This is a genomic window from Paraburkholderia sp. J63, from assembly GCF_905220245.1.
In the GTDB taxonomy this organism is placed as follows: Bacteria; Pseudomonadota; Gammaproteobacteria; order Burkholderiales; family Burkholderiaceae; genus Paraburkholderia.
In genome coordinates this window covers 85925-110737 of record NZ_CAJMZF010000011.1, presented here as the reverse complement: position 1 = coordinate 110737, position 24813 = coordinate 85925, and the positions used below count along the sequence as shown (strand labels likewise).

Annotated in this window: 22 protein-coding genes; 6 read left to right on the top strand and 16 right to left on the bottom strand. The window is 65.3% G+C overall.

Annotated elements, in window-relative coordinates:
• Window positions 1-27: 27 nt before the first annotated feature.
• From U5775_RS14515 to U5775_RS14460, 12 genes are all read right to left on the bottom strand, one after another.
• Window positions 28-774 (bottom strand): ABC transporter ATP-binding protein, encoded by a 747-nt coding sequence (locus tag U5775_RS14515; RefSeq protein ID WP_322058819.1) that lies wholly within the window; start codon window positions 772-774, stop codon window positions 28-30.
• Entirely contained in the window at window positions 774-2561 is a 1788-nt protein-coding gene (locus tag U5775_RS14510) for a branched-chain amino acid ABC transporter ATP-binding protein/permease (protein WP_322058818.1), read from the bottom strand. Before U5775_RS14510 ends, U5775_RS14515 begins: the two co-directional genes overlap by 1 nt.
• A gap of 4 nt (window positions 2562-2565) precedes the next feature.
• Complete coding sequence (locus U5775_RS14505; RefSeq protein ID WP_322058817.1) at window positions 2566-3621, bottom strand: branched-chain amino acid ABC transporter permease; 1056 nt, start codon at window positions 3619-3621, stop codon at window positions 2566-2568.
• A gap of 266 nt (window positions 3622-3887) precedes the next feature.
• Window positions 3888-5057 (bottom strand): ABC transporter substrate-binding protein, encoded by a 1170-nt coding sequence (locus tag U5775_RS14500; RefSeq protein WP_322058816.1) that lies wholly within the window; start codon window positions 5055-5057, stop codon window positions 3888-3890.
• Between the two features lie 318 nt (window positions 5058-5375).
• Complete coding sequence (locus U5775_RS14495; RefSeq protein ID WP_415913577.1) at window positions 5376-6521, bottom strand: ABC transporter substrate-binding protein; 1146 nt, start codon at window positions 6519-6521, stop codon at window positions 5376-5378.
• A 635-nt stretch (window positions 6522-7156) separates the two neighbouring features.
• Window positions 7157-8128: a branched-chain amino acid ABC transporter permease gene (locus U5775_RS14490; RefSeq protein ID WP_322058814.1), complete on the bottom strand. Its 972-nt coding sequence runs from the start codon at window positions 8126-8128 to the stop codon at window positions 7157-7159.
• Window positions 8128-9012, bottom strand: a complete 885-nt coding sequence (locus U5775_RS14485) for a branched-chain amino acid ABC transporter permease (protein WP_322058813.1) — start codon at window positions 9010-9012, stop codon at window positions 8128-8130. Before U5775_RS14485 ends, U5775_RS14490 begins: the two co-directional genes overlap by 1 nt.
• Window positions 9013-9167: 155 nt before the next feature.
• Window positions 9168-10385, bottom strand: coding sequence for an ABC transporter substrate-binding protein (locus U5775_RS14480; RefSeq protein ID WP_322058812.1), 1218 nt, complete (start codon window positions 10383-10385; stop codon window positions 9168-9170).
• A gap of 111 nt (window positions 10386-10496) precedes the next feature.
• Window positions 10497-11264: an ABC transporter ATP-binding protein gene (locus U5775_RS14475; protein ID WP_322058811.1), complete on the bottom strand. Its 768-nt coding sequence runs from the start codon at window positions 11262-11264 to the stop codon at window positions 10497-10499.
• Window positions 11261-12040, bottom strand: coding sequence for an ABC transporter ATP-binding protein (locus U5775_RS14470; RefSeq protein ID WP_322058810.1), 780 nt, complete (start codon window positions 12038-12040; stop codon window positions 11261-11263). The genes U5775_RS14475 and U5775_RS14470 overlap by 4 nt, the downstream gene beginning before the upstream one ends.
• Window positions 12041-12425: 385 nt before the next feature.
• The gene (locus tag U5775_RS14465) at window positions 12426-14150 is read right to left on the bottom strand and encodes a GMC family oxidoreductase (protein WP_322058809.1); all 1725 of its coding nucleotides are present in this window, start codon (window positions 14148-14150) and stop codon (window positions 12426-12428) included.
• A gap of 103 nt (window positions 14151-14253) precedes the next feature.
• Window positions 14254-15777 carry a CoA-acylating methylmalonate-semialdehyde dehydrogenase gene (locus tag U5775_RS14460; RefSeq protein WP_322058808.1) on the bottom strand — a complete coding sequence of 508 codons (1524 nt, stop codon included), beginning with the start codon at window positions 15775-15777 and terminating at the stop codon, window positions 14254-14256.
• 165 nt (window positions 15778-15942) lie between these two features.
• Here U5775_RS14460 and U5775_RS14455 point away from each other — a divergent pair, with 165 nt between their 5' ends.
• Both U5775_RS14455 and U5775_RS14450 read left to right on the top strand, forming a co-directional pair.
• Window positions 15943-16830, top strand: a complete 888-nt coding sequence (locus tag U5775_RS14455; protein ID WP_322058807.1) for a LysR family transcriptional regulator — start codon at window positions 15943-15945, stop codon at window positions 16828-16830.
• A 217-nt stretch (window positions 16831-17047) separates the two neighbouring features.
• On the top strand, window positions 17048-17575 hold the full coding sequence (locus U5775_RS14450; RefSeq protein WP_322058806.1) for a class IV adenylate cyclase: 528 nt from the start codon (window positions 17048-17050) through the stop codon (window positions 17573-17575).
• A gap of 52 nt (window positions 17576-17627) precedes the next feature.
• Here the strand turns inward: U5775_RS14450 and U5775_RS14445 are convergent, their stop codons facing one another.
• The gene (locus U5775_RS14445) at window positions 17628-18119 is read right to left on the bottom strand and encodes an Lrp/AsnC family transcriptional regulator (protein WP_065062258.1); all 492 of its coding nucleotides are present in this window, start codon (window positions 18117-18119) and stop codon (window positions 17628-17630) included.
• Between the two features lie 141 nt (window positions 18120-18260).
• Between U5775_RS14445 and phhA the strand changes: the two genes are divergently transcribed.
• Entirely contained in the window at window positions 18261-19181 is a 921-nt protein-coding gene (gene phhA / locus U5775_RS14440) for a phenylalanine 4-monooxygenase (RefSeq protein WP_322058805.1), read from the top strand.
• A 190-nt stretch (window positions 19182-19371) separates the two neighbouring features.
• Entirely contained in the window at window positions 19372-19704 is a 333-nt protein-coding gene (locus U5775_RS14435; RefSeq protein ID WP_322058896.1) for a 4a-hydroxytetrahydrobiopterin dehydratase, read from the top strand.
• A 113-nt stretch (window positions 19705-19817) separates the two neighbouring features.
• On the opposite strand, the gene U5775_RS14430 is transcribed toward U5775_RS14435, so the two are convergent.
• Window positions 19818-20048, bottom strand: a complete 231-nt coding sequence (locus tag U5775_RS14430) for a DUF3717 domain-containing protein (protein WP_322058804.1) — start codon at window positions 20046-20048, stop codon at window positions 19818-19820.
• A gap of 123 nt (window positions 20049-20171) precedes the next feature.
• On the opposite strand from U5775_RS14430, the gene U5775_RS14425 reads away from it, so the two are divergent.
• Complete coding sequence (locus U5775_RS14425; protein ID WP_027815974.1) at window positions 20172-20858, top strand: response regulator transcription factor; 687 nt, start codon at window positions 20172-20174, stop codon at window positions 20856-20858.
• A 360-nt stretch (window positions 20859-21218) separates the two neighbouring features.
• A complete protein-coding gene (locus U5775_RS14420) occupies window positions 21219-22820 on the top strand; it encodes a sensor histidine kinase (protein WP_415913574.1) in 1602 nt (533 codons plus the stop codon).
• Between the two features lie 124 nt (window positions 22821-22944).
• Here the strand turns inward: U5775_RS14420 and U5775_RS14415 are convergent, their stop codons facing one another.
• Window positions 22945-23445: an SET domain-containing protein gene (locus tag U5775_RS14415; protein ID WP_322058803.1), complete on the bottom strand. Its 501-nt coding sequence runs from the start codon at window positions 23443-23445 to the stop codon at window positions 22945-22947.
• Window positions 23446-23612: 167 nt separating this feature from the next.
• Window positions 23613-24725, bottom strand: coding sequence for an NADH:flavin oxidoreductase/NADH oxidase (locus U5775_RS14410; protein ID WP_322058802.1), 1113 nt, complete (start codon window positions 24723-24725; stop codon window positions 23613-23615).
• Window positions 24726-24813 lie beyond the last annotated feature (88 nt).

Here is a 24813-nt window from a genome sequence, read left to right as displayed (position 1 = left end):
ACGAAATTTCTACAGCGACTGACGAGATCAGACCGGCTTCTTGGCCAAGCCCAGATACGTCTCGATCACGCGTGGATTCTGCGCCAGTTCGTTGGCCGGCCCCTCCAGCGCCAGATCGCCCGTTTCCAGCACGTAGCCGTAATCGGAGATTTGTAGCGCGGCACGCGCATTCTGCTCGATCAGGAGCGTCGCCACGCCCGTCTGCCGCAGCGCACTGATGATGTGGAAGATCTCCTTCACGATCAGCGGCGCCAGCCCGAGGCTCGGCTCGTCGAGCATCAGCAGATCAGGCTTGCCCATCAGCGCGCGCCCGACCGCGAGCATCTGACGCTCCCCGCCCGAGAGCGTGCCGGCCGCTTGGGCACGCCGCTCCTTGAGCCGCGGGAACAGCTGAAACACGTGGTCGAGCTGATCGAGGAAATTGCGCTCACCCGCCCGCTTGCGTCGATACGCGCCGAGCACGAGGTTGTCTTCGACGGTCATCGACGCGAACAGCTCGCGCTTTTCCGGCACCAGGCACATGCCGCGCGCGACGCGCCGCTCGATCGGCAGCATGCCGATTTCCTCGCCCAGCCAGGCAATCCGGCCGCTCACATGCCCCGTGAGCGGCAGCGAACCCATGATGGCGTTGAGCAGCGTGGACTTGCCGGCGCCGTTCGGGCCGATCACGGAGACAATCTGCCCCGCGCCCACCTTGATCGCCGCCTTGTGCAGCGCCTCGATCTTGCCGTAGCGCACGGCGAGCCCCGAGACTTCGAGTACGGGAGCGCTCATTATTCCACCCCGCCCAGATAAGCCTCGAGCACCGCCGGGTCTTGCTGCACCTCTTCGGGCAATCCCTCGGCGATCCGCGTACCGAATTCCATCACGACCAGGCGGTCGGTGAGATTCATCACGAAATCCATGTCGTGTTCGACCAGCAGCACGCTCATCCCCTCATCTTTCAGCCTGCGCAGCAGGCCGGCCAATTGTTGTTTCTCCTGATAACGGAGGCCGGCGGCGGGCTCGTCGAGCAGCATCAGGGTCGGATCGCAGCAAAGCGCCCGCGCAATTTCGAGGATGCGCTGCTGTCCGAGCGCGAGACTGCCGGCCTCATCGTACATATGCTGCTCCAAGCCCACGCGGCGAATCTGCTTTGCCGCCTCGCTCATCAGACGGCCCTCCTCCGCGGCATTGAGCTTCACGACGCTGCGCAGTACGCCCGAATGGCCGCGCAGATGCGCGCCGATCGCGACGTTCTCCAGCACGCTCATCGTCGGCAGCAGCTTGACGTGCTGGAACGTCCGCCCGATGCCGCGCGCAACGATTTCACGTGAAGCGAGCCGGTCGATGCGCTCGCCGTGGAACGTGATCGCGCCGCTGGTCGGCTGGAGCACGCCCGTCACGAGATTGAACGTCGTGGACTTGCCCGCGCCGTTCGGGCCGATCAGGCCGATGATCTGCCCCGCCCTCACCTCGAAGCTCACGTCGTTGACGGCCACGAGGCCGCCGAACTGCTTGCGCGCCTTATCGACGGTCAGTAGCAGTTCGCCCGCCTGCGGCTTGCTGCGCTGCGGCAAGGACTCGGCGTGCTCGGGCACGTGCGCCTGCGGGCCACGCGGAAAGAAGCGCGCCACGAACGGCCATACACCGCGCCGGGCGTACTGGAGCAGCAGCACCATCAAAATGCCGAACACGATGATCTCGAAGTTGCCGTTCTCGCCCAGCAGCTTCGGCAGCAGCGTTTGCAGCCAATCCTGCAGGAGCGTGAGGATCGCCGCGCCCAGCACCGCGCCCCAGACGTGCGCCACGCCGCCCACCACGGCCATGAACAGGTATTCGATGCCGTGATTCAGGCCGAACGGCGTCGGGTTCACCGCGCGCTGCAGATGGGCGTAGAGGAACCCCGAGACCGCCGCGAGCACCGCCGCATAGACGAAGATCACGACGCGCATCCATGCCGTGTTCACGCCCATCGCCTCGGCCATCAGCCCACCGCCGCGCAGCGCGCGGATGGCGCGGCCCGTGCGGCTATTAAGCAGGTTCTGAACGGAGATGACCGACGCCAGCACGACCACCCAGATCAGGTAATAGATATGACGTCCCGATTCGAGGTCGATGCCGAGCACGTTGAGCACGGGAATGCCGTTGATCCCGTCGTACTTGCCGAGCATGTCGAGGTTGCCGAACAGGAAGAACAGCGCGAGGCCCCAGGCGATGGTGCCGAGCGGCAGGAAGTGCCCCGAGAGCCGCATGGTCACGAGCCCCAGCACGAGCGCGACGAGCGCCGTAATCACCACGCCGACGATCAGCGCGAGCCACGGCGAGACGCCGTACTGCGTCGTCAGATACGCGGTCGCATAGGCGCCGAGCCCGACAAACGCGGCCTGCCCGAAGCTCGTCATCCCGCCGATGCCGGTGAGCAGCACGAGCCCGATCGCGACGATCGAATAAAGGCCGATGTAATTGAGCAGCGTGATCCAGTATTCGGGCACGTGCACGGGGCGCGGCAGCACCGGCAGCGCGAACATGACCACGAGGAACAGCCAGAAGAAGCGGTTATGCAGCACAAGTCGTTTCATCGCGTCACTCCTCTTCCTCTTCGGCATGCGGCGTGGAAAGGCTGCGCCACAGCAGCACGGGAATGATCAGCGTGAACACGATCACTTCCTTGTACGAGCTCGCCCAGAACGACGAGTACGACTCCAGCAGGCCCACGAGCACGGAGCCCGCGGCGGCCAGCGGATAGCTCACGAGACCGCCGATGATGGCGCCCACGAAGCCCTTCAGGCCGATCAGGAAGCCCGAGTCGTAGTAGATGGTGGTGAGCGGCGCCACGAGGATGCCGCACAGCGCGCCCAGGCCCGCCGCGAGCGTGAACGCGAGCCGCCCGGCCTGCGTGGTGCCGATGCCCACGAGACGCGCGCCCAGCCGGTTCACCGAGGTCGCGCGCAGCGCCTTGCCCGAGATCGTGCGGTCGAAATAGACGTACAGCGCGACGATCAGCACCGCCGCTGTGCCGATGACCCAGAGGCTCTGCCCCGAGACCGAGAGGCTGCCGACGTTGAACGTCGCATCGGTGAACGCATTCGTGCGCGAACCCTCCGCGCCGAACATCACGAGCCCGAGGCCCACCATCGCGAAATGCACGGCCACCGCCACGATCAGCAGCAGCAGCGTGGTCGCCTCGGCGATGGGCTCATAGGCGAGCCGGTAGACGAACGGCCCCATCGGCACGACGATCGCGAGCGTGAGCGCGATCTGCGCGAGCATGGGCAATTGCAGGCCGGCCACGCCACGCGTGAGCGCGTAGAGCGCGATGGGAAAGAGCAGATACTTGCCCGCGAGCGTCACGAGCGTGCGCGGCGCATGCTTGCGCCGCTCGGCATGCCGCACGAGCCCCGCCGTCTCCACGATGAAGCACGCGGCGCCCAGCGCGACGAGCAGCCAGCAGGTGGCGGGAAACTTCTGCGATTGCAGCGCGGCGAGCGTGAGCGCACCATACGAGACGAACTCGCCCTGCGGAATGAAGATCACCCGCGTCACGGAGAACACCAGCACCAGGGCGAGCGCGAGCAGCGCGTAGATCGCTCCGGTGGTGATGCCGTCCTGCGCGAGGATCGCGGCGATCGATAAATCCATAACCCCTCTTTCTGTAGCGCGTGAAACCAGGAACAATGAGCAGGAACAACGAGGAACAACCGCCGATACGTCGGCAAAGATGGCGATGCGGGAAAAACGCGCGGCGCAGCCGCCCAGGCTGCGCCGCGTTTGAACGATGCACTACGAAGTGCGCACCGCGAGGCCGTGGGGCCGCGGTGCACGGCCATTGTCGGTGGCCGAAATGAAGCGTGGAACGGTTTCACGTGACATTGCGCGCGTACGCAACATCGCGCGCTACGCCACGCTCATTCGCTTTGCAGCTTCCACTTGCCGTTGACGATCTCCACGATCACGCGCGCGCGGTCGTCGAGGCCGTTGTGATCGGTGGGCGTGGTGTTCATGATGCCGTGTGAGAGCGGCAGTTCCTTGACGTTCTCGAGCGCGTCGCGCAGCGCCACGCGGAACGCTTCCGTGCCGGGCTGAGCCGACTTGAGCGCAACCGGAATCGCGCGCTGGAGCATCTGGCCCGCGTCCCACGCGTGGCCGCCGAAGGTCGCCACCGAGCCTGCGCCATAGGCCTTTTCGTAGGCCGCCTTATAGGCAAGCGCCGACTGCTTCACGGGGTTCGAATCGGGCAGCTGATCGGCGACGAGAATCGGGCCTGCGGGCAGGATCTCGCCTTCGCAGTCCTTGCCGCACACGCGCAGGAAGTCGTTGTTGGCCACGCCGTGCGTCTGATAGATCTTGCCCTTGTAGCCGCGATCCTTGAGCGTCGTCGCGGGCAGTGCCGCAGGCGTGCCCGAGCCTGCGATCAGCACGGCGTCGGGATTCGCCGACATCAGCTTGAGCGCCTGGCCCGTGACCGACGAATCGGTGCGGTTATAGCGTTCGTTCGCGACGATCTTGAGGTTGTGCTTCGCGGCCGCCGCGCTGAACTCCTTGTACCAGCTGTCACCATAGGCGTCCGTGAAGCCGATGAAGCCCACCGTCTTCACGCCGTGCTTCTCCATATAGCCCGCAATCGCGTTGGCCATCAGGTCGTCGTTCTGCGGCGTCTTGAAGGCCCATTTGCGCTTGTCGTCCATCGGATGCACGATGGCCGCCGACGCCGCGAGCGAGATCATCGGCGTCTTGCCCTGCGCGACGACGTCGAGCATCGCCAGCGAATTGGGCGTCACCGACGAGCCGATGATCGCGTCCACGTGGTCCTCGTCGATCAGCTTGTGCGTGTTCTGCACGGCCTTGCTCGTGTCGGAGGCGTCGTCGAGCACGATGTACTGCACGCTCTTGCCCGCGATCTCCTTGGGCAGTAGCGCGATCGTGTTCTTCTCGGGAATGCCGAGCGACGCCGCCGGCCCCGTCGCCGAAAGCGTCACGCCGATCTTCACCTGCGCGGCGGCCATGCCGGCCACGCCCATCAGCGCCGCTGCGAGTCCGGCGCTAATCGACCTCAAAACCCACTTCTTCGTTTTCATTGCGCGTCTCCAAACGCTTGGTCTGCGTGTTGTCGTGTCATCCCGCACCGATTGCTACGATCTTCGTGAAACCGGCGCTGGCCTCTGAGTGTAGTAATCGGGATCGCGCGTGTGATGCATGGTTTTCCCTGCCCGCGGCGCGGCGCGGCGCGGCGCTTGCCGCCGCACGCACGGTGCGCGTTCCGCTTTGTCGACTGCTCCCCTCTCCCGCTTCGCGCCAGCCCCGCGTCGTTGCATCGGCAACAAAAAAGGCACCTCAAAAATCTGAGTGTGCCTTTTAGGTGCTTGCTTGATGGGCTTGCGCGTTCCTTGTGAAACTCAGTCGCCGGCCAGCTTCCACTTGCCGCCGGTGATCTCCACCATCACGCGCGCGCGCTGATCGAGGCCTGAATGATCGGTCGCGCTCATGTCGAAGATGCCATGCGCGCCCGCGACGTCGTGCGAGTCTTCAAGCGCCTTGCGCAACGCTTCGCGAAACGCCTTCGTACCGGGCTGGCCCGCCTTCAGCGCGACCGGAATCGCGTGCTGCAGCAGCAGACCCGCGTCCCACGCGTGGCCGCCGAACGTCGAGATCGAGCCTGCGCCCCAGGCCTTTTCGTAGGCCGCCTTGTACGCGAGCGCCGATTGCTTGACGGGGTTCGTGGCCGGCAACTGGTCGGCCACCAGCAGCGGACCGGCGGGCAGATAGGTGCCCTCGCAATCCTTGCCGCAAACGCGCAGGAAGTCGTTGTTGGCCACGCCATGCGTCTGATAGATCTTGCCCGCGTAGCCGCGCTCCTTGAGCGTCTTCTGCGGCAGCGCGGCCGGCGTGCCCGCCCCCGCGATCAGCACGGCGTCGGGATGCTGCGAGAGCACCTTGAGCACCTGGCCCGTGACGGACGTGTCGTTGCGCGCGAAGCGCTCGCTCGCCACGACTTTAATGTTCTGCTTCGCGGCGGCCGCGCTGAATTCCTTGTACCAGCTCTCGCCATAGGCGTCCGAGAAGCCGATGAAGGCCACCGTCTTCACGCCGTGCGCGGCCATGTGCTGGGCGATGGCGCCGGCCATCAGCTGATCGTTCTGCGGCGTCTTGAAGACCCATGCGCGCTTCGCATCCATGGGCTCGACGATCGAGGCCGCGGCGGCCATCGAGATCATCGGCGTGGCCGTTTCGGCGGCGACGTCGATCATCGCGAGCGAATTCGGCACCACGGTCGAGCCGATCAACGCATCCACGTGATCTTCGCTCGTGAGCTTGCGCGCGTTCTTCACGGCCTGGGTGGAATCGGTGGCGTCGTCGAGCACGATGTAATCGATCTTCTGCCCCGCAATTTCCTTCGGCAGCAGCCCGATGGTGTTCCTTTCGGGAATCCCCAGCGAGGCCGCGGGCCCGGTGGCCGACAGCGTCACGCCGATCTTCACGTCCGCCTGCGCCACACCCGCTGTCGCCGCGAGCACCCCGGTCGCGACACAAGCCGCGTTCATCCAACGCCAAACCAACCGCATCTCCACTCCTTCGATCATCGTTTTCTTATTGCCCCGGATTAATCCCTGCGAGCCGATAATGCTGACCGCATGGTCGGCGAATGGCGAGTGTAACGGAGTGATGTTTGGCGCGGCAAGCGCTTTCCAATGGCTTACATTGCGAGCGCAACGCGCATCCAAAGCCGCGTGCAATGCGTAACGCGCCAAGCCCTATGTGCTGGGCGTCGTGCGCTTTATCGCGAAATTTGCGTAATTCGTGGAATGGAAAAACGCGCGCGCAAATGCCGATTATCGGCGAACGCCGTGGGGAAATAACGCGAAGGAGAAAAAAGGAGAAACGGAGCGAGAAAAGATAATCGGAGGAATGAGACAGGCGTGAAGAAAAACCGCCGCACAAATAAAAAGCGCTGTTGGATTCCCATCCAACAGCGCTTCCTTGTCCGGGCACTTTGTGCCTCAGTTGTCTCCTCGTTCTCCACCTGCAAATTCGGTGCATCAGAACTAGGTGAGACTTTAAACTTCACCCCCCTTTCGGGCAACTAGCATTTACCCTAGTGGTGCAGTGTGGCACCTAAATGGGGCGTTTCGACACATCATTGTCTCACTGGCCGCAACAAAAGACCACTTCCCCCGAATCAGGCCCGCAGCGGCCGCACGCGCGAGACAATCTCACCGACGATCCCGCGCCGGAACGCCAGCACGCAGGCAATGAAGATGAGGCCGGTGACGATCGTCGCCGACTCGCCGAGCGAGCGGAACCAGTCCACGCCCGTCAGATGCGCGAGCAGCGTGCCGATATCGCCGAGCCGGTCTTCGAGCGCCACGATCAGCGCCGCGCCCACGAGCGGCCCGAACAGCGTGCCCATGCCACCCACGAGCGTCATCAGGATCACGAGGCCGGACATGGTCCAGTAGGCGTCGCCGAGCGTCTCGAAGCCGAGCACGAGCACCTTGAGCGAGCCCGCGAGGCCCGCGAGCCCAGCCGAAAGCACGAACGCGAGCAGCTTGAAGCGGTCGGTGTCGTAGCCGAGCGAAATGGCGCGCGGCTCGTTCTCCTTGATCGCGCCCAGCACCTGGCCGAACGGCGAATGCACGATCCGCACGATCAACAGGAACGCGAGCACCATCACCACAAGCACGGCGTAATAGAGCGCGAGATCGGAGTCGAGCGAGATGAGCCCGAACAGCTTGCCGCGCGGCACACCCTGCAAACCGTCCTCGCCGTGCGTGAACGGCGCCTGCAGGAACACGAAGTAGACCATCTGCGCGAGCGCGAGCGTGACCATCGCGAAGTAGATGCCCTGGCGGCGGATCGCGAACAGGCCCACGATCAGCCCGAGCACCGTGGCGGCGGCCGTGCCGGCCAGCACGCCCAGCTCGGGCGTGAAGCCGAGCGACTGGATCGCATAGCCGGTGGTATAGCCCGCCGTCGCGAGGAACATCGCATGCCCGAACGAGAGCAGACCGGTATAGCCGATCAGCAGATTGAACGCGGCGGCGAACAGCGCGAAGCACAGCACCTTCATCACGAAGAGCGGATACGCGCCAATGAAAGGCGCCGCGATCAGCCCGATCAGCAGCACGCCATAGAGCACTTTTCTTTGCATCACCGTTCCTTGCCGAAGAGGCCAGCGGGGCGAATCAGCAGCACGATCGCCATGATCACGAACACCACGGTCGCGGACGCCTCGGGCCAGAACACGCGCGTGAAGCCTTCGATCACGCCGAGCAGCAGGCCCGTGATGATCGAGCCCATGATCGAGCCCATCCCGCCGATCACGACCACGGCGAACACGGTGATGATCATCGGCTGGCCCATCAGCGGCGAGACCTGGATGACCGGCGCGGCCAGCACGCCCGCGAACGCGGCGAGCGCGACGCCAAAGCCGTAGGTGAGCGTGATCATGAGCGGCACGTTGATACCGAACGCCTCGACGAGCTTGGGGTTCTCCGTGCCCGCGCGCAGATAGGCGCCCAGACGCGTCTTCTCGATCACGAACCACGTGGCGAAGCACACGGCCAGCGACGCGACCACGACCCACGCGCGATAGTTGGGCAGATACATGAAGCCGAGATTGGTCGCGCCCGAGAGCGCGTCGGGCACGTCGTAGGGCTGACCCGACGAACCGTAGATGGAGCGGAACACGCCTTCCACCACGAGCGTGAGCCCGAAAGTCAGCAGGAGTCCGTACAAATGATCGAGCCGATAGATCCAGCGCAGCATCGAGCGCTCGATCACCATGCCGATGAGACCCACCACGATGGGCGCGACGAAAATCATCACCCAGTACGGCAGGTTGAAGTAAGCGAGGCCCATCCACGTGAGCATCGCGCCGAGCATGAACAACGCGCCGTGCGCGAAGTTGATCACGTTGAGCATGCCGAAAATCACCGCGAGGCCGAGGCTCAGGATCGCGTAGAACGAGCCGTTCACGAGCCCGAGCAGCAACTGGCTCAGCATTGCCGGAAGCGGAATGCCAAAGATCGTCATGAAAGCCGCCATGAATGCCAACAACGGTTACACACGCAGGCGGCACGCGGCGCGGGCGCTTTTCCTGCTGCGCCGCGCCGCGTGCCGCCTGCCTGACACACGTCCCACCAACCGTCCATCGCCCCTTTTTCAGGGCCGACCGGGCTCCTGCGCGCTTACTTCCACAGCGCGCATTTGCTCTCCTGCTTCGTCGTATAGGCCTGCTCGCCCGGAATCGTCTGCAGCACCTTGTAGTAGTCCCACGGCTTCTTCGACTCGGACGGCTTCTTGACCTCGACCAGATACATATCGTGGATCAGCACACCGTCCTGGCGGATATAGCCGTTGTTCGTGTACATGTCGTCGATCTTCGTCTTCTTGAGCTGCGCCATCACCTTGTCCGGATCGGTGGTGCCGGCCGCCTGCACGGCCTTCAGATACGTCGTCGCCGCTGAATAGTCGGCTGCCTGGAGCTCGGACGGCATTTTCTTCGTCTGGTCGTAGTAGCGCTGCGCCCACTTGCGCGTGGCATCGTTCTGATCCCAGTACCAGCCGGTCGTGAGCACGAGGCCCTGCGTGGTCTCGAGCCCGAGGCTGTGCACGTCGGGCAGGAACATCAGCAGCGCCGCGGTCTTCATCGTCTTGTTGATGCCGAATTCCTTCGCGGCCTTGATCGCGTTGACGGTGTCGCCGCCCGCATTCGCGAGGCCGAGGATCTGCGCCTTCGACGCCTGCGCCTGCAGCAGGAACGACGAGAAGTCCGACGCCGAGAGCGGATGCCGCACTTCGCCGAGCACCTGGCCGCCGTTCGCCTTCACGACGTCGGCCGTGTTCTGCTCGAGCGACTTGCCGAACGCGTAGTCGGCGGTCAGGAAGAACCAGGTCTTGCCGCCCTGCTTGAGCACCGCGAGGCCCGTGCCCTTCGCGAGCGCGACCGTGTCATAGCCGTAGTGAACCGTGTACGGCGTGCACTGCGCGTTCGTCAGCGCATCCGTTCCCGCGCCGGTGTTGATGTACACCAGCTTCTTTTCCTGCGCGACCTGATTCATCGCGAGCGCGGTAGCGGAATTCGTGCCGCCGAGCAGCAGATTGAGCCCGTCGCGGTCCGCCCATTCACGCGCCTTCGACGCCGCGATGTCCGCCTTGTTCTGGTGGTCCGCGTACATCACCTGGATCGGCTTGCCCAGCACCTTGCCGCCGAAGTCCGCCACCGCCATCTTGATGGCGGTGAGGCCGCCCTGGCCGTCGTCGTCCGCATAAAGGCCCGACATATCGGTGATGAAGCCGATCTTCACCGCGTCGTTGGCGGCCTGCGCACTCCCCGCGCTGAACGCCATCACGGCTGCCGTGGCGGCAGCGAGGCCCGCAAGCCGCGCGAACGTGGTTTTCTTCATTGCAGTCTCCTTCATTGGTTACGTTGTTATTCAGGAACACTCCATGAACAAGCGGAGGCAAAACAGGTCGCGCGGCGCGGTCCGTCGCCGCGCGCGATGCACAAACGGAAACTAGACGCCCAGCAGATCGTGCAGCACTGGCATCTTGCCTTCGAGCTCGGCAATGCCGAAGCGCTCGACGATGCGCCCGTGCTCCATCACGTAGAAACGGTCGGCGAGCGGCGCCGCGAAGCGGAAGTTCTGCTCGACCATCACGATGGTGTAGCCGCGCGACTTCAGCGTGACGATCATGCGGGCGAGCGTCTGCACGATCACGGGCGCGAGGCCTTCGGAGATTTCGTCGAGCAGGAGCAGGTTCGCCCCCGTGCGCAGGATGCGCGCCACGGCGAGCATTTGCTGCTCGCCGCCCGAGAGCCGCGTGCCCTGGCTGTGGCGGCGCTCCGCGAGATTGGGGAACATCGAGTAAATCTCGTCGAGCGACATCCCCTTCGCGCCCGCACCCTTCACGCCGATCGCCGGCGGCAGCAGCAGGTTTTCCTCGCACGAGAGGCTCGCGAAGATGCCGCGCTCCTCGGGGCAATAGCCCACGCCGCAATGCGCGATGCGATAGGTGGGCATATGGATGGTCTCGCGCCCGCCGATGCGGATCGACCCGGTGCGCCGGCCCGTGAGGCCCATGATCGCGCGCAGCGTGGTGGTGCGCCCCGCGCCGTTGCGCCCGAGCAGCGTGACGACTTCGCCGCGTTTCACGCAGAGGTCGACGCCGTGCAGAATATGCGACTCGCCGTACCACGTCTGCAGACCCGCGATCTCGAGCGCGCTTTCGCCGGGCGCGGCATCCACGGCCGCCATGTGTCCTTGCTCGGTCACCGTGCTCATGCGTGCGCCCCCGCGAGCGCCGCATCGGCACTGCCCATATAGGCTTCGGCCACGAGCGGATTCTTCGAGACTTCCGCGTAGCTGCCCTCGGCCAGCACCTCGCCGCGCTGCAGGACCGTGATGGTGTCGGAGATGCCGGCAATCACGTTCATGTTGTGCTCGACCATCAGGATCGTGCGGCCGCTCGACACTTTCTTGATGAGCGCCGTCACGCGGTCCACGTCTTCGTGGCCCATGCCCTGCGTGGGCTCGTCGAGCAGCATGAGCTCGGGCTCCATCGCGAGCGTCGTCGCGATCTCGAGCGCGCGCTTGCGCCCGTAGGCGAGCTCGACGGTGGGCACGTCGGCGAAATCGGTCAGGCCCACCTGGGTCAGCAGGTCCATCGCGCGGTCGTTGAGCTCGGCGAGCGAGCGCTCGGACTTCCAGAAGTAATACGCGGTGCCAAGCTGGCGTTGCAGGCCGATGCGCACGTTCTGCAGCGCCGTTAAATGCGGAAACACCGCCGAAATCTGGAACGAGCGGATGATGCCGCGCCGCGCGATCTGCGCGGGCCGCTCATGCGTGATGTCGATGCCGTTGAAGACGATGCGCCCCGCGCTCGGGACGAGAAATTTGGTCAGGAGATTGAAGCAAGTGGTCTTGCCCGCGCCATTCGGTCCAATGAGCGCGTGAATCGACCCGCGGCACACGCGCAGGTTCACCCCGTTCACGGCCGTGAAACCCTTGAACTGTTTCGTGAGGCCGCGTGTTTCCAGAATCGTGTCGCCGAGAATCATGTCCCCTTCCACGCGAAGTAAGGCGTAACGCTCAAGAATCGTTCGTGCGTGGCTACGCACGACTGTGTATCGCGCGCCATGTTTCGGCTCGCGCTTGCCCGCTTTTGCCATTCCGCGCCATTGTCTCGCCAATGATGCAGCGCAATCATTGGGATTTGCACTTACGGGTGCGAGGCATTGTTCATGCGCACGCGACGCGAAATTTGGCAGCAAATAGCGGCACGATGACGTCGCGATGGCAGCAATTTCGACGTAGCGCAGTTGCACCGAAAACGTGCGAAAGCGCATGCGCCGCTTGCGCGGCGCATGTCCTGGATAGTGGTTCGAAACGCGCGTCGTCTTCGGCCTTCTCAAGGCCGTCGACTTCGGAAGTTAAGCGCGCGTTTCACGCCGGCGTTGCGGATACGGCGGCCTCGCTGCGCACGTTCGTGGACGCGCCCGCACGACGGTCTTCGCGCAACATCTGCGCTGCGCGCTCGGCAATCATCAGCGTGGGCGAATTCGTGTTGCCCGAGGTGATGAACGGCATCACCGATGCGTCCACCACGCGCAAGCCCTGCACGCCGCGCACGCGCAAGCGCGCGTCGACCACGGCGTCGGCATCGTCGGCGCGGCCCATGCGGCAGGTGCCCACCGGATGGAAGATCGTCGTGCCCACGTTGCCGGCCGCCTCGTGCAACTGCGCCTCGCTCTGGAACGCGGGCCCCGGCAGAATTTCCTCCGGCCGATAGCCCGCGAGCGCGGGCGAAGCCGCAATGCGCCGCGTGAGCCGCATGGCATTGGCGGCCACGCGCAAGTCCTCCTCGGTCGACAAATAATTTGGTGCGATCGCGGGCGCGTCCTCGGGGTTGGCCGACACGGCATGAATGCTGCCGCGCGACGTGGGCCGCAGATTGCAGACCGATGCCGTGAACGCATTGAAGCGATGCAGCGGCTCGCCGAAGCGGTCGAGCGAGAGCGGCTGCACGTGATACTGGAGATCGGGGCGCGCCATCTGCGCCTCCGACTTCGCGAACGCGCCGAGCTGCGAGGGCGCCATCGACATCGGGCCGCTCTGGAACAGCGCGTACTGCATGCCGATCATCAGCTTGCCCCACCAGTGCGCGGAGGCCGTGTTGAGCGTGCGCACGCCGTTCACACGAAACGCCATGCGCAGTTGCAGATGGTCCTGGAGGTTCTCGCCCACGCCGCGCAAATCCTGCACGACGTTCACGCCGATTCGCGCGAGCCGCGCCGCATCGCCGACGCCCGAGCGTTCGAGCAGTTGCGGCGAGTTCACCGCGCCCGCGCTCAGGATCACTTCGCCGCGCGCACGCGCGACATAGGGAACGTCGCCGCGATATTCGACGCCCACGCAGCGCGCGCCTTCGAAGATCACGCGCTCGGTGAGCGCGCCCGTGACCACGGTGAGATTGGGCCGCTTCATGGCCGCGCGCAGGAAGGCCTTCGAGGTGTTCCAGCGCACGCCGTGCTTCTGGTTCACGTCGAAATAGCCCACGCCGCCGTTCGGGCCGCCGCTGTCGCCGCGATTGAAATCGTCGGTGGCGGGAATGCCCTGCTCCTGCGCGGCCCGCGCGAACGATTCGAGAATCTTCCATTTCAGGCGCTGCTTCTCGACGCGCCATTCGCCGCCCGCGCCGTGATAGGCGTTCGCGCCGCCGTGATAGTCCTCGCTCGCACGGAACACGGGCAGCACCGAATCCCACGACCAGCCCGCGTCGCCGGTCGCGTGCGCCCACGCGTCATAGTCTTCGCGCTGGCCGCGCATATAGATCATGCCGTTGATCGACGACGATCCGCCCAGCACGCGCCCGCGCGGATACGAAAGCGCGCGGCCATTGAGCCCCTGCTCCGCCGCGGTCTTGTAGAGCCAGTCCGTGCGCGGGTTGCCGATGCAGTACAAATAGCCGACCGGAATGTGAATCCAGTGATAGTCGTCCTTGCCGCCCGCTTCGATCAGCAGCACGGAGACGTCGGGGTCCTGCGTGAGGCGGTTGGCGAGCACGCAGCCCGCCGTGCCGGCGCCGACGATCACGTAATCGAATTCGCCTTCCAGGCGGCGCGGGGGCGCGTCGCGTCCTCGCGTGGATTCGCGCGTCGTTGTAGCCATGGTGGTGTCTCCTGTCGACGGGACCTCGCGCTCGCGCGCCGGGTCCCATCCCATGCAAAAGCTCTTATCTGTTTACGGCCCCTCGCACGGGACCGCGAGCGCCTTACTTCGCCACCGGCATCGTGAACTCGGCGCCCTTCGCGATGCTGTCCGGCCAACGCTGCATGATGCTCTTGTAGCGCGTATAGAAGCGCACGCCCTCTTCGCCATAGGCATGGTGGTCGCCGAACAGCGAGCGCTTCCAGCCGCCGAACGAGTGCCACGCCATCGGCACCGGAATCGGCACGTTGATGCCGACCATGCCCACCTTGATCTGCCGCGAGAACGCGCGCGCGACGCCACCGTCGCTCGTGAAGCACGACACGCCGTTGGCGAATTCGTGCGCATTGATGAGCGCGACCGCGCTCGCGAAGTCGGGCACGCGCACGACCGAGAGCACGGGCCCGAAGATTTCTTCGCGGTAGATGCTCATATCGGTCTGCACGTGATCGAACAACGTGCCGCCGAGGAAGAAGCCGTTTTCGGCGCCTTCGACCCGATGGCCGCGCCCGTCCACCACGAGCTGCGCGCCCGCGGCCACGCCCGCCTCGATATAGCCCTGAACCTTGGCGCGATGCGCCGCCGTCACGAGCGGTCCCATTTCCGAGGCGTCGTTCATGCCGTCGCCGATCTTCAGCGCCTTCACGCGCGGCGTGAGACGCTCGATGAGCTCGTCGGCGATATGGCCCACCGCGACCGCCACCGAGATCGCCATGCAGCGCTCGCCCGCCGAGCCGTAAGCCGCGCCGATCAGCGCATCGACGGCCTGGTCCATGTCGGCGTCGGGCATCACCACGAGGTGATTCTTCGCGCCGCCGAGTGCCTGCACGCGCTTGCCGTGCTTCGTGCCTTCGGTATAGATGTATTCGGCGATCGGCGTGGAGCCGACGAACGAGAGCGCGCTCACGTCGGGATGCGCGATGAGCGCGTCCACCGCCACCTTGTCGCCGTGCACGACGTTGAACACGCCATCGGGCAGGCCCGCTTCCTTGAGCAGCTCGGCGAGGCGCAGCGTGACGGACGGATCGCGCTCCGAGGGCTTCAGCACGAAGGTATTGCCGCAGGCGAGCGCGACGGGGAACATCCAGCACGGCACCATCATCGGGAAATTGAAGGGCGTGACGCCAGCCACCACGCCCAGCGGCTGGCGCAGGTTCCAGTTGTCGATGCCGCCGCCGATCTGGTCCGTGAAATCGGTCTTGAGCAGATTGGGAATCCCGCACGCGAATTCGACCACTTCGATGCCGCGCATCACCTCGCCTTTGGCGTCGGAGAACACCTTGCCGTGCTCGCGCGTCACGAGCGCGGCGAGTTCGTCGTGATGCTGGTCGAGCAGATCCTTGAACTTGAAGAGGATGCGCGCGCGCTTGATGGGCGCCATCTCGCTCCACGCGGGAAACGCGGCGTTGGCGGCGGCGACCGCGGCATCGACTTCGGCCACGCTCGCGAGCGGCACGCGCGCGCTCACCTGGCCGCTCGACGGATTGAAGACATCGGCAAAACGCCCGCTCGTGGCCTCCAGCGGCTTGCCGTTGACGTAGTGCGTGAGAGTGCGCACGCCCGCTTCGCTGCGATGTGTCTCGCCCATGTTGTGCCTCTTCAGTGGAGGTTTATGCAGGCGCACCGTGCACAACGAGAGGAAACGCACGCGCACGGTACCGCCTGATCGGTGCCAGTTAGCGTAATCGCGCGGGGCATCGGCGATCCAATGATTAATCCTCAACTGCGATATAAGGCGAGTTAATATCAGCGCATGGATCTGACCTTGTTGCGCGCGTTCGTGACGGTCGCGCGCGAGGGCAATCTCACGCGCGCGGCCACGCATCTGCATCTGACGCAGCCCGCCGTGAGCCTGCAGATCAAGCATCTGCAGGAGACGCTGGGCGTCACGCTCTTCACCCGCACCTCGCATGGCCTCGTGCTCACGCGCGACGGCCAGGCGCTGCTACCGCACGCCGAGCGCGCGCTCGCCGCGGCCGGCGACGTGCAGCGCGCCGCCGCCGCGCTGCGCCATGAGGTGCGCGGACGGCTGCGCATCGGCACCATCCTCGACCCCGCGTTCCTGCGTCTGGGCGGCTTTCTGCGCCAGCTCGTGGAAACCTGGCCGCAGATCGAGACGGCGCTGCGCCACGGCATGTCGGGCTGGGTGCTCGACCAGGTGCGCGCGCGCGAGCTGGACGTGGGCTATTACATCGGCCAGCCCGGCCCCGATCCCGACACCTTCCACACCCTCACGCTCACGCGCTTTCAGTACCGCGTGCTCGCGCCCGCCGGCTGGAAGGAACGCGTCAAGGACGCGCGCGACTGGCGCGCGCTCGCGGCGCTGCCGTGGATCTGGACGCCGCCCGCGTCGGCGCACAACCGGCTGCTTTCGGGGCTCTTCGAAGCCGCGCACGCGAAGCCCGTGAAGGTGGCTGAAGTCGACCAGGAGCCCTCGATGCTCGACCTCGTAAAGTCGGGCGTGGGCCTCTCGCTCGCGCGCGACGCCACGGCGATTGCCGAAGCGCACGCCCATGCGCTCACCATCGTCGAAGGCGTGACGGTACCCACCGAGCTCACCTTCATCACGCTCGCCGCGCGCCGCGACGAGCCCGCCATCGCGGCGGCGCTCAAGGCCATCGAGACCCAATGGGCGATATGAGCCGCGCTCATGAACGCGCGGCGCATCGCGGCGGGGCGCCGCGTTCAGGTCCGATATTTCTCGACGCGCGCAGTTCGCCTGTAACAGCGCGGTCACACAAGTTTTGCTAGATTCGCAGTTCGCTCCGCGTTTTGCGCGTGCCTGACACGCGTGCACCGGCTCGGCGCGTTCCGAGCCTCCCCCATCGTTCCCCCGTTCCGTTCCACAGGAGCTTTGCATGGCCCGCAACATCGAAATCAAAGCCCGCGCCCGTCATTTCGACACCCTGCGCGAGCGTGCCGCCCAGCTCGCCCCCGATGCGCCGCTGATCTTTCGCCAGCAGGACTTCTTCTACGACGTGCCGCGCGGACGTCTGAAGCTGCGCCAGTTCGACGACGGCACGCCGCCCGAGCTGATCTTCTACCAGCGCGACGACCGCGACGGCCCGAAGGCCTCGTACTACACGCGCAGCCCCGTCACCAATGCCGAGGCCATGCACTCGCTGCTCGCCACGGCGCTCACCACGCGCGGCATCGTCTCGAAGGAGCGCCACGTGTATCTGGCGGGCCGCACGCGCATCCATCTGGATCGCGTGGATGGTCTGGGCGACTTCGTCGAGCTCGAAGTGGTGCTCGGCCCCGAGGACGACGAGCAAGGCGGCGAAGCCGAAGCGCACGCGCTGTTCAAGCAGCTCGGCGTGGAGGAAAGCGATCTGGTGGCCGTGGCCTACGTCGATCTGCTCAACGCGCCGGCCGTGGCGGCTTGAAGATCATCCGCACGCCCTTGAGCGTGACTTTGGCTCGCGCACGGCGCCGACATCAAGGCGCCGCCGCGCCGGGCTCCAGATGCCCGAGCGGCAACGGGCCATTGCGCTTGAACGTCGTGAGCACGATGTTCGAGCGCACGCTGTCCACGCCCGGCACCCGCATGAGCTTCTTCATCACGAACGACGACAGCGCGTTCAGATCCGGTGCCACGATGCGCAGCAGGTAATCGGCGTCGCCCACCACGGCATGGCATTCGAGCACTTCGGGCAGCACGTCGATCTGCTGCTGGAACTGCTCGATGATCGAATCCCCGTGGTGCTTCAATTTCAGGCTCGTGAACGCCGTGACACCGAGACCGAGCTTTTCGGGCCGCAGCACGACGCGATAGCCGTCGATCACCCCTGAGGCCTCCAGCCGCTGCAACCGCCTGCCGATCTGCGAGGGCGAGAGCGGCACCTGCTCGCCGAGTTGCTGATGCGTGGCGCGGCCAAAGCGCTGCAAAACGTCGAGCAGCGCGAGATCGAAGTGATCGAGTTCGAGCATGAAAAATTTCCGCATAGATTAGTTTATTGACGCTCGATTATTGCATATCGATCGCCACCTTCGCCTGAAATGCGCGCATGCCGCGCCCGCTCCGCTCTACACTTGCCTATCCCCAAGTGCTTTTATTGGAACGTTACGAACATGGCCGTCGCCGCCACCGCGAAGCTGCAGGAGCAGTTCGACGCGGGCCTCGAAACCCGTCCCGACTTCACCATCGACCAGCCGCTCGAACGCTATGGCGCCGTCGATCACGCCGTCTGGGACCAGCTCTACCGGCGGCAGATGGCGCTGCTCGAAGGACGCGCCTGCAAGGCGTTTCTCGACGGCGCCCAGCGCATCGGCCTGAACGTCGCGCACGTGCCCTCCTTCGAAGCCGTGAGCGAGCGGCTGATGGGCGCCACGGGCTGGCGCATCGTCGCAGTGCCGGGGCTCGTGCCCGACCGCATCTTCTTCGAGCACCTGGCCCATCGCCGCTTTCCGGTGACGTGGTGGATGCGCCGCCCCGATCAGCTCGACTACCTCCAGGAACCGGACTGCTTTCACGACCTGTTCGGCCATGTGCCGCTCCTGACCGACCCCGTTTTCGCCGATGCGATCCACGCCTATGGCCGCGCCGCGCTCAACGTGGACGAACGCGCGCTGCCGCTGCTCGCGCGCCTCTACTGGTACACGGTGGAATTCGGCCTGATACGCGATGCGAGCGGCGACACCAGCGGCGATACAGGCGCGCCGCAAGCCGTGAAGATCTACGGCGCGGGCATCGTGTCGAGCAAGGGCGAATCGCTCTACAGTGTGGAAAGCGCCGCGCCCAACCGGCTCGCCTTCGGCCTCGAGCGCGTGCTGCGCACGCGTTATCGCATCGACACGTTCCAGAAGACCTATTTCGTGATCGACTCGTTTGCGCAGTTGTTCGAGGCGCTCGGCGCCGGCATTGCCGCGCATCTCGCCGATCCTGCGCCGCTCATCGCCACGGCGCCCTACGCCGCTGGCGATGTGCTGCATAGCGACACGGTGTACACGCGCGGCACGCGCGAAGGCTGGCTCGAAGACGGCGACGTCTGAGCAGGCGGCGCGGCGAGTCACAACACGGCCATCGGCATGAACGATGCGCTTATCCGGCTAGCACCCGGATCACAACCTGGCCGCCCCCGCGCGAATTGCCGCACCGTCGCCCGGTCGGCTCGCACAGGTCGCGCATCCGTGAAAAAATGACTCATCGACCCAGCGCCTTCGCCGGGCCCCCCAAGTACACATAGCGCATACAGGTGCCACGATGATCAACCGACTCACATCCGAAGAGCGCGCTACCGAGCTCGCCCATCTGCGCGGCTGGCACGCCGTCGCGGGCCGCGACGCCATCCAGCGCCATTTCCGTTTCGCCGACTTCAATGAAGCGTTCGGCTTCATGACGCGCGTGGCGATCAAGGCGCAGGAAATGAACCATCACCCCGAATGGTTCAACGTCTATAACCGCGTGGAAATCACGCTCTCGACTCACGAGGCCGAAGGCCTCACCTCGCGCGACGTCGAACTCGCGTCCTTCATCGATTCGATCGCGCCCGGCCCGCTCGCGGCCTCAGCATGAAGAACGCGTAAGCGCTTTGCGTGCGTCGTGCGTTAAACAGAAGCCCGCACGACGCACAACACGCAGAAGCGCTGCAATGAAAGCATAATGCAGGGTGTCAGGCGTCCAAACCTTCAGCTTTGAAGGCCATTTTTGAGGGATACGTAAGACTCCCAGGCAGCCCTTGCTGCGGGGTCCAAACGTTCCGGTGAGAAGACGTTCCGACGCTGTACAATCAGCAGCGCATACGGCTTGGAAAGCGCGCTTGCTTCCTTGCACAACGCGAGTTCGTCGCCGCTCGAAGGTGAGCGGTTGCGCCAGAAGTTGATTGCGGCTTCGAGTTCGGTGATCGAAATATCGGACATGATGGTCGTGATCGTGCAACCGCGGCACGCGGCGCCGCTCAGTCGCTGTGCCTTGATGCCGCGAGCGCCGCTTCGCGAACTGCGTGCCTGAAACGCTAAACCCATTGTACTTGAGCGAATCCCATGCGACTCCTTCTGATCGAAGACGACCGCCCCATCGCACGCGGTATCCAGTCCAGCCTCGAACAAGCCGGCTTCACGGTCGACATGGTCCACGACGGCATCTTCGCCGAGCAGGCACTCACGCAGAACCGCCATGAGCTCGTGATACTCGACCTCGGCCTGCCCGGCATCGACGGCATGACGCTGCTCTCGCGCTTTCGCCAGAGCAACCGGCACACGCCCGTCATCGTGCTCACCGCGCGCGACGAGCTGAACGACCGCGTGCAAGGCCTCAATTCGGGCGCCGACGACTACATGCTCAAGCCGTTCGAACCCGCGGAACTCGAAGCGCGCATTCGCGCCGTGATGCGCCGCAGCGGCCCGCACGGCGACGTGCCGCGTCCTGAAGTCTCGCTCGGCGGCGTGCGCCTCTCGGGCGTCGACCGCCGCATCTTCAACGACGACAAGCCGCTCGAGCTTTCGCCGCGCGAGTTCGCGGTGCTCGAAATGCTGCTGCTGCGTCATGGCCGCGTCGTGAGCAAGGCGCAGCTCCAGGACCACCTCACGCACTTCGGCGGCGACCTCGGCGATACCGCGATCGAAGTCTACGTGCACCGCGTGCGCAAAAAGCTCGAGAACTGCCGTGTCGAGATCGTCACGGTGCGTGGCTTCGGCTACCTGCTGCAGGAAATCCGCCAGGCCGCCTGAGGCCGTCTGAGGCCTTTTGCGCGCCATCAGGCGCCAGCCCGGCGGCGCATTCGCATGCGAACATGCGCCGCCGCACTCCTCGCACGAGCAGAGCATCCTCGGCCCGGCCACACGCCGGGCTGAAGCGCGTGGTGCGCACCGCCGCTATTCCACAGGTCTCCTGAGCATCGCGCGGCTATGTAAATACCCACGCGAACAGCCGGCCACCCGGAAAGCCCCTTAAATCGCCATGGCGACGGCAAGGGCTGCCCCGGTCTGCCGCAGGGCCGCCCACCCGCGTAAAATGGGTCCGTCCGTGCGGCGCTCATGCCCTTCCAGGCTGCGCCGCGCCTGTGTGACCCTTCACCGCCCGAACCGACCATGTCCCTACCGGCCGCAAGAAGTCTGCGGCGCACGCTATTGCGGCGCCTCGCCGCTCCACTTTCGCTGCTCGCGCTGATGAGCGGCCTGATTGCCTATTGGCTCGCGTGGCAGTACACGCAGCACGTGGTCGACCGCTCGCTCGCCGACCTCGCCACCGCCATTTCCAGGCAGATCCAGATCGCCGGACCCGAGGCGCCCGTCACCGTGCCGCCGCTCGCCCAGGCGATGTTCTCCGACCCCGTCGAGCACCTCGTCTACCGCATCAGCAATGGCGAAACCGAAATTGCCGGCGACCACGAGCTGCCGCTGCGCGGCACCAACGTGCGCCGCATGCATTATGCGTACGTGTTCGAAACCGTCTATAAGGGCGTGAGCGTGCGGGTCGCCCAGGTGCGCGTGCCGCAGCCCTTGGGCAACCCCATCGTCGTGGAAGTGGGCCAGCCCGTGCATCACCGCTTCCGGATCGCCGCCGAATTCCTCGTGGCGATCATGATGCCACTGCTGCTACTGCTGCTCGCGGGCTGGGCGATCGTGTGGCGCGTGGTGAACCAGCAGCTCAACCCGCTCACCGACCTCGCCGACTCGCTCAACCGGCAGACGCACACCTCGCTCGAACCCGTCGACGAAACCTTCGTGCCCGTCGAGATCCGCCCGCTCACGGGCGCGCTTAACGCGCTGCTCGGGCGCCTGAAGACCGCGCTCGACGCCCAGCGCAAGTTCATCGCCGATGCTGCGCATCAGCTACGCACGCCGCTCACGGCCGTGAAGCTGCATGCCGAGCAGGCCGTGAACGCGCGCGAGCCGCAGAAGGTCAGCGACGCCGTGCGCGAGCTGCGCGCCGCCGCCGACCGCGCCGTGCGTCTCTCGAATCAGTTGCTCTCACTCGCGCGCGCGGAGCCTGGCGAGCAGGCTGCGCGCTTCGTCGATATCGACATGGCCGCGCTGGCGTTCGAGACCGGTGCCGAGTGGGTGCCGCGCGCGCTTGCGAGCCACGTCGACCTGGGCTTCCAGCGCCTCGACGACCCCGAGAACGACACGCCGCTGATGGTGCGCGGCAACCCCGTGCTGCTGCACGAAGTGATCGCCAATCTGCTCGACAACGCGCTCAAGTATTTGCCGCCTGCGCGCGTCGATGGTGGGCGCATCACCGTCACCGTGACCGAGGCGCTCGTCGATGGCACGCCGATGGCCGAGATCGTCGTCGAGGACAATGGCCGCGGCGTACCGCACGCGCAGCAGGCCGACCTCTTCAAGCGCTTCTTCCGCGGCGACGGGCAAACCGAGAGCGGCGTGGATAGCGGCGCGGGCTTGGGCCTCGCAATCGTGCACGACATCATGACGCTCCATCGTGGCAGCGTGCACTACGAAGACGCGCCGGAAGGCGGTGCGCGTTTCATCGTGCGCGTGCCGCTCACAAACCGTCGCGCGCCCGATACGAAGGATGGCAAACAAACGAAACGCGCGAAAGACACGAGCGTGGGCGATCATGCGCTGGGCATGAGCGCGGCGCATGCCAACGATCAGGAAGCCGGTTCCGAGGCAACGTCCGCACAATCGTCCGCGAAAAAGCCCACGCATCAGGCGCCTGTCGATAACTGACGGTAATGATGCGCGGCGCGATCCGCCGCGCCTCCAGCATCGATAAACGAATATGGGCCGCATTAGCGGCCCATATCTTTTCAGCACTACGTGGTAGCGATTCGCATCGGCGTGCCCGTCACGCTCACTTCTTTTTCTTGCTCTTCTTCGACTTGCCGCCCTTGCCCTCGCCCTTCTCTTCGGGCGGCGCGAGCATCGTGCCACGGCACTTGCGTGCGCCGCAGCGGCACTCGTATTCGCGCTTGAGCTTCTTGGTCTGCTTCGCGTCGATCACGAGACCGTAGTCGTAGAAAAGCTCCTCACCCTCGGCGATATCGCGCAGCGCATGAATGTAGACGTGACCGTCGATCTCTTCGGCTTCGCAGTTCGGCGCGCACGAGTGATTGATCCAGCGCGCGCTGTTGCCGTTCACCTTGCCGTCGATCACGTCGCCGTCGTCGAGCGCGAAATAGAAGGTGTGATTCGGTTCGTCGGGATTATGCGGATGACGCCGCAATGCTTCCTTCCACGAGATGCGTTCGCCCTTGTATTCGATCAGACGTTCGCCGGCCTCGATAGACCCGGCCGCAAATACGCCCTTGCCGTGTACGCCCGACTGGCGCACGACGATCCTGCGTACACTCATTGAATGAATCCTTGTTTAGTCATTCGACGCAAACGCGGCGCCTCATCGGCGCCGCGCTCATGAGCACGCATCCAGTCAGGACGCGCGCCGCAACCGGCATCGTACACGTTCGCGCCTCTTTCGTTCAACTCGCGCGACGCGCGCCGGCGCCAGGTTGCGCTCCGTACTCAGCGTTGGCCCAGCGTGGTCTCGCCGAAAAGCGCCTTGTGCTCGCGAGGCTGCGAGCGCCAGTATTGCGGCGGCGCGCTCACGCTCGCCCCCAGTTGCGCAGCGGCGTGCCACGGCCAGCGCGGATCGTAGAGCATCGCGCGCGCCATCGCGATCATGTCGGCTTCACCGTCTTCGAGAATCTGGTTGGCCTGCAGCGCGTCGGTGATGAGCCCCACCGCGATCGTGTTCACGCCGGTCTCCTGCTTGACCTTGCGCGCGAACGGCACCTGATAGCCGGGCTCGAGCGCAATCTTCTGCAACGGCGAGACGCCGCCCGACGATACGTCGACCCAGTCCGCGCCGCGCGCCTTGAGCGCCTGCGCGAACACGACCGTGTCCTCGGGCGTCCAGCCACCTTCGACCCAATCGGTTGCCGAGACGCGCACGCCCACGGGACGATCGTCCGGGAATTCCGCACGCACCGCATCGAACACTTCGAGCGGGAAACGCATGCGGTTTTCGCGCGATCCGCCATATTCGTCGCTGCGCTGGTTGGCGATCGGCGAGAGAAATTGATGCAGCAAATAGCCGTGCGCCGCGTGAACTTCGAGCGCGTCGATGCCAAGCCGCGCAGCACGCCGCGCCGTTGCCGCAAACGCGTTGCGCACGCGATTCAGGCCCGCGGTATCGAGCGCGAGCGGCGGCGTCTCATCATCCTTGTGCGGCAAGTCGGAGGGCGCGTGCGGCAACCATCCGCCATCGGTCACGGAAATCAGCTGGCCGCCTTCCCAGGGCACGCGGCTCGACGCCTTGCGCCCCGCGTGCGAAATCTGCATGGCGATGCGGATCGGCGAATAGCGGCGAATGGCGGCGACCACGGGTTCGAGCGCGGCCTCGGTCACGTCGTCCCAGAGTCCGAGATCGCCCGGCGTGATGCGGCCATCGGGCTCGACGGCGGTCGCCTCGATACACAGCATCGCCGCACCCGAGAGCGCGAGATGGCCGAGGTGGATCATGTGCCAGTCGGTGGCCTCGCCTCGCACGGCCGAGTATTGGCACATCGGCGACACGACAATGCGATTGGCGAGCGTCACGCCACGCAGCTCGAGCGGAGTGAAGAGCTTGCTCATGGGAGGAGTGCGAACGGTGGTGGGAGCGTTCGAGAATAGCACGCGCTTTTGACAGGCGCAGGCAGCGCCTACGGGCGCTCTCGGGCGT

Coding starts and splice junctions, on each gene's coding strand:
- U5775_RS14490 (WP_322058814.1), bottom strand. CDS start 8,128: ATGCAAAGAAAAGTGCTCTATGGCGTGCTGCTGATCGGGCTGATCGCG.
- phhA (WP_322058805.1), top strand. CDS start 18,261: ATGGCCGTCGCCGCCACCGCGAAGCTGCAGGAGCAGTTCGACGCGGGC.
- U5775_RS14425 (WP_027815974.1), top strand. CDS start 20,172: ATGCGACTCCTTCTGATCGAAGACGACCGCCCCATCGCACGCGGTATC.
- U5775_RS14495 (WP_415913577.1), bottom strand. CDS start 6,521: ATGAACGCGGCTTGTGTCGCGACCGGGGTGCTCGCGGCGACAGCGGGT.
- U5775_RS14470 (WP_322058810.1), bottom strand. CDS start 12,040: ATGATTCTCGGCGACACGATTCTGGAAACACGCGGCCTCACGAAACAG.
- U5775_RS14415 (WP_322058803.1), bottom strand. CDS start 23,445: ATGAGTGTACGCAGGATCGTCGTGCGCCAGTCGGGCGTACACGGCAAG.
- U5775_RS14515 (WP_322058819.1), bottom strand. CDS start 774: ATGAGCGCTCCCGTACTCGAAGTCTCGGGGCTCGCCGTGCGCTACGGC.
- U5775_RS14420 (WP_415913574.1), top strand. CDS start 21,219: ATGTCCCTACCGGCCGCAAGAAGTCTGCGGCGCACGCTATTGCGGCGC.
- U5775_RS14430 (WP_322058804.1), bottom strand. CDS start 20,048: ATGTCCGATATTTCGATCACCGAACTCGAAGCCGCAATCAACTTCTGG.
- U5775_RS14450 (WP_322058806.1), top strand. CDS start 17,048: ATGGCCCGCAACATCGAAATCAAAGCCCGCGCCCGTCATTTCGACACC.
- U5775_RS14505 (WP_322058817.1), bottom strand. CDS start 3,621: ATGGATTTATCGATCGCCGCGATCCTCGCGCAGGACGGCATCACCACC.
- U5775_RS14480 (WP_322058812.1), bottom strand. CDS start 10,385: ATGAAGAAAACCACGTTCGCGCGGCTTGCGGGCCTCGCTGCCGCCACG.
- U5775_RS14485 (WP_322058813.1), bottom strand. CDS start 9,012: ATGACGATCTTTGGCATTCCGCTTCCGGCAATGCTGAGCCAGTTGCTG.
- U5775_RS14465 (WP_322058809.1), bottom strand. CDS start 14,150: ATGGCTACAACGACGCGCGAATCCACGCGAGGACGCGACGCGCCCCCG.
- U5775_RS14455 (WP_322058807.1), top strand. CDS start 15,943: ATGGATCTGACCTTGTTGCGCGCGTTCGTGACGGTCGCGCGCGAGGGC.
- U5775_RS14410 (WP_322058802.1), bottom strand. CDS start 24,725: ATGAGCAAGCTCTTCACTCCGCTCGAGCTGCGTGGCGTGACGCTCGCC.
- U5775_RS14500 (WP_322058816.1), bottom strand. CDS start 5,057: ATGAAAACGAAGAAGTGGGTTTTGAGGTCGATTAGCGCCGGACTCGCA.
- U5775_RS14510 (WP_322058818.1), bottom strand. CDS start 2,561: ATGAAACGACTTGTGCTGCATAACCGCTTCTTCTGGCTGTTCCTCGTG.
- U5775_RS14475 (WP_322058811.1), bottom strand. CDS start 11,264: ATGAGCACGGTGACCGAGCAAGGACACATGGCGGCCGTGGATGCCGCG.
- U5775_RS14445 (WP_065062258.1), bottom strand. CDS start 18,119: ATGCTCGAACTCGATCACTTCGATCTCGCGCTGCTCGACGTTTTGCAG.
- U5775_RS14460 (WP_322058808.1), bottom strand. CDS start 15,777: ATGGGCGAGACACATCGCAGCGAAGCGGGCGTGCGCACTCTCACGCAC.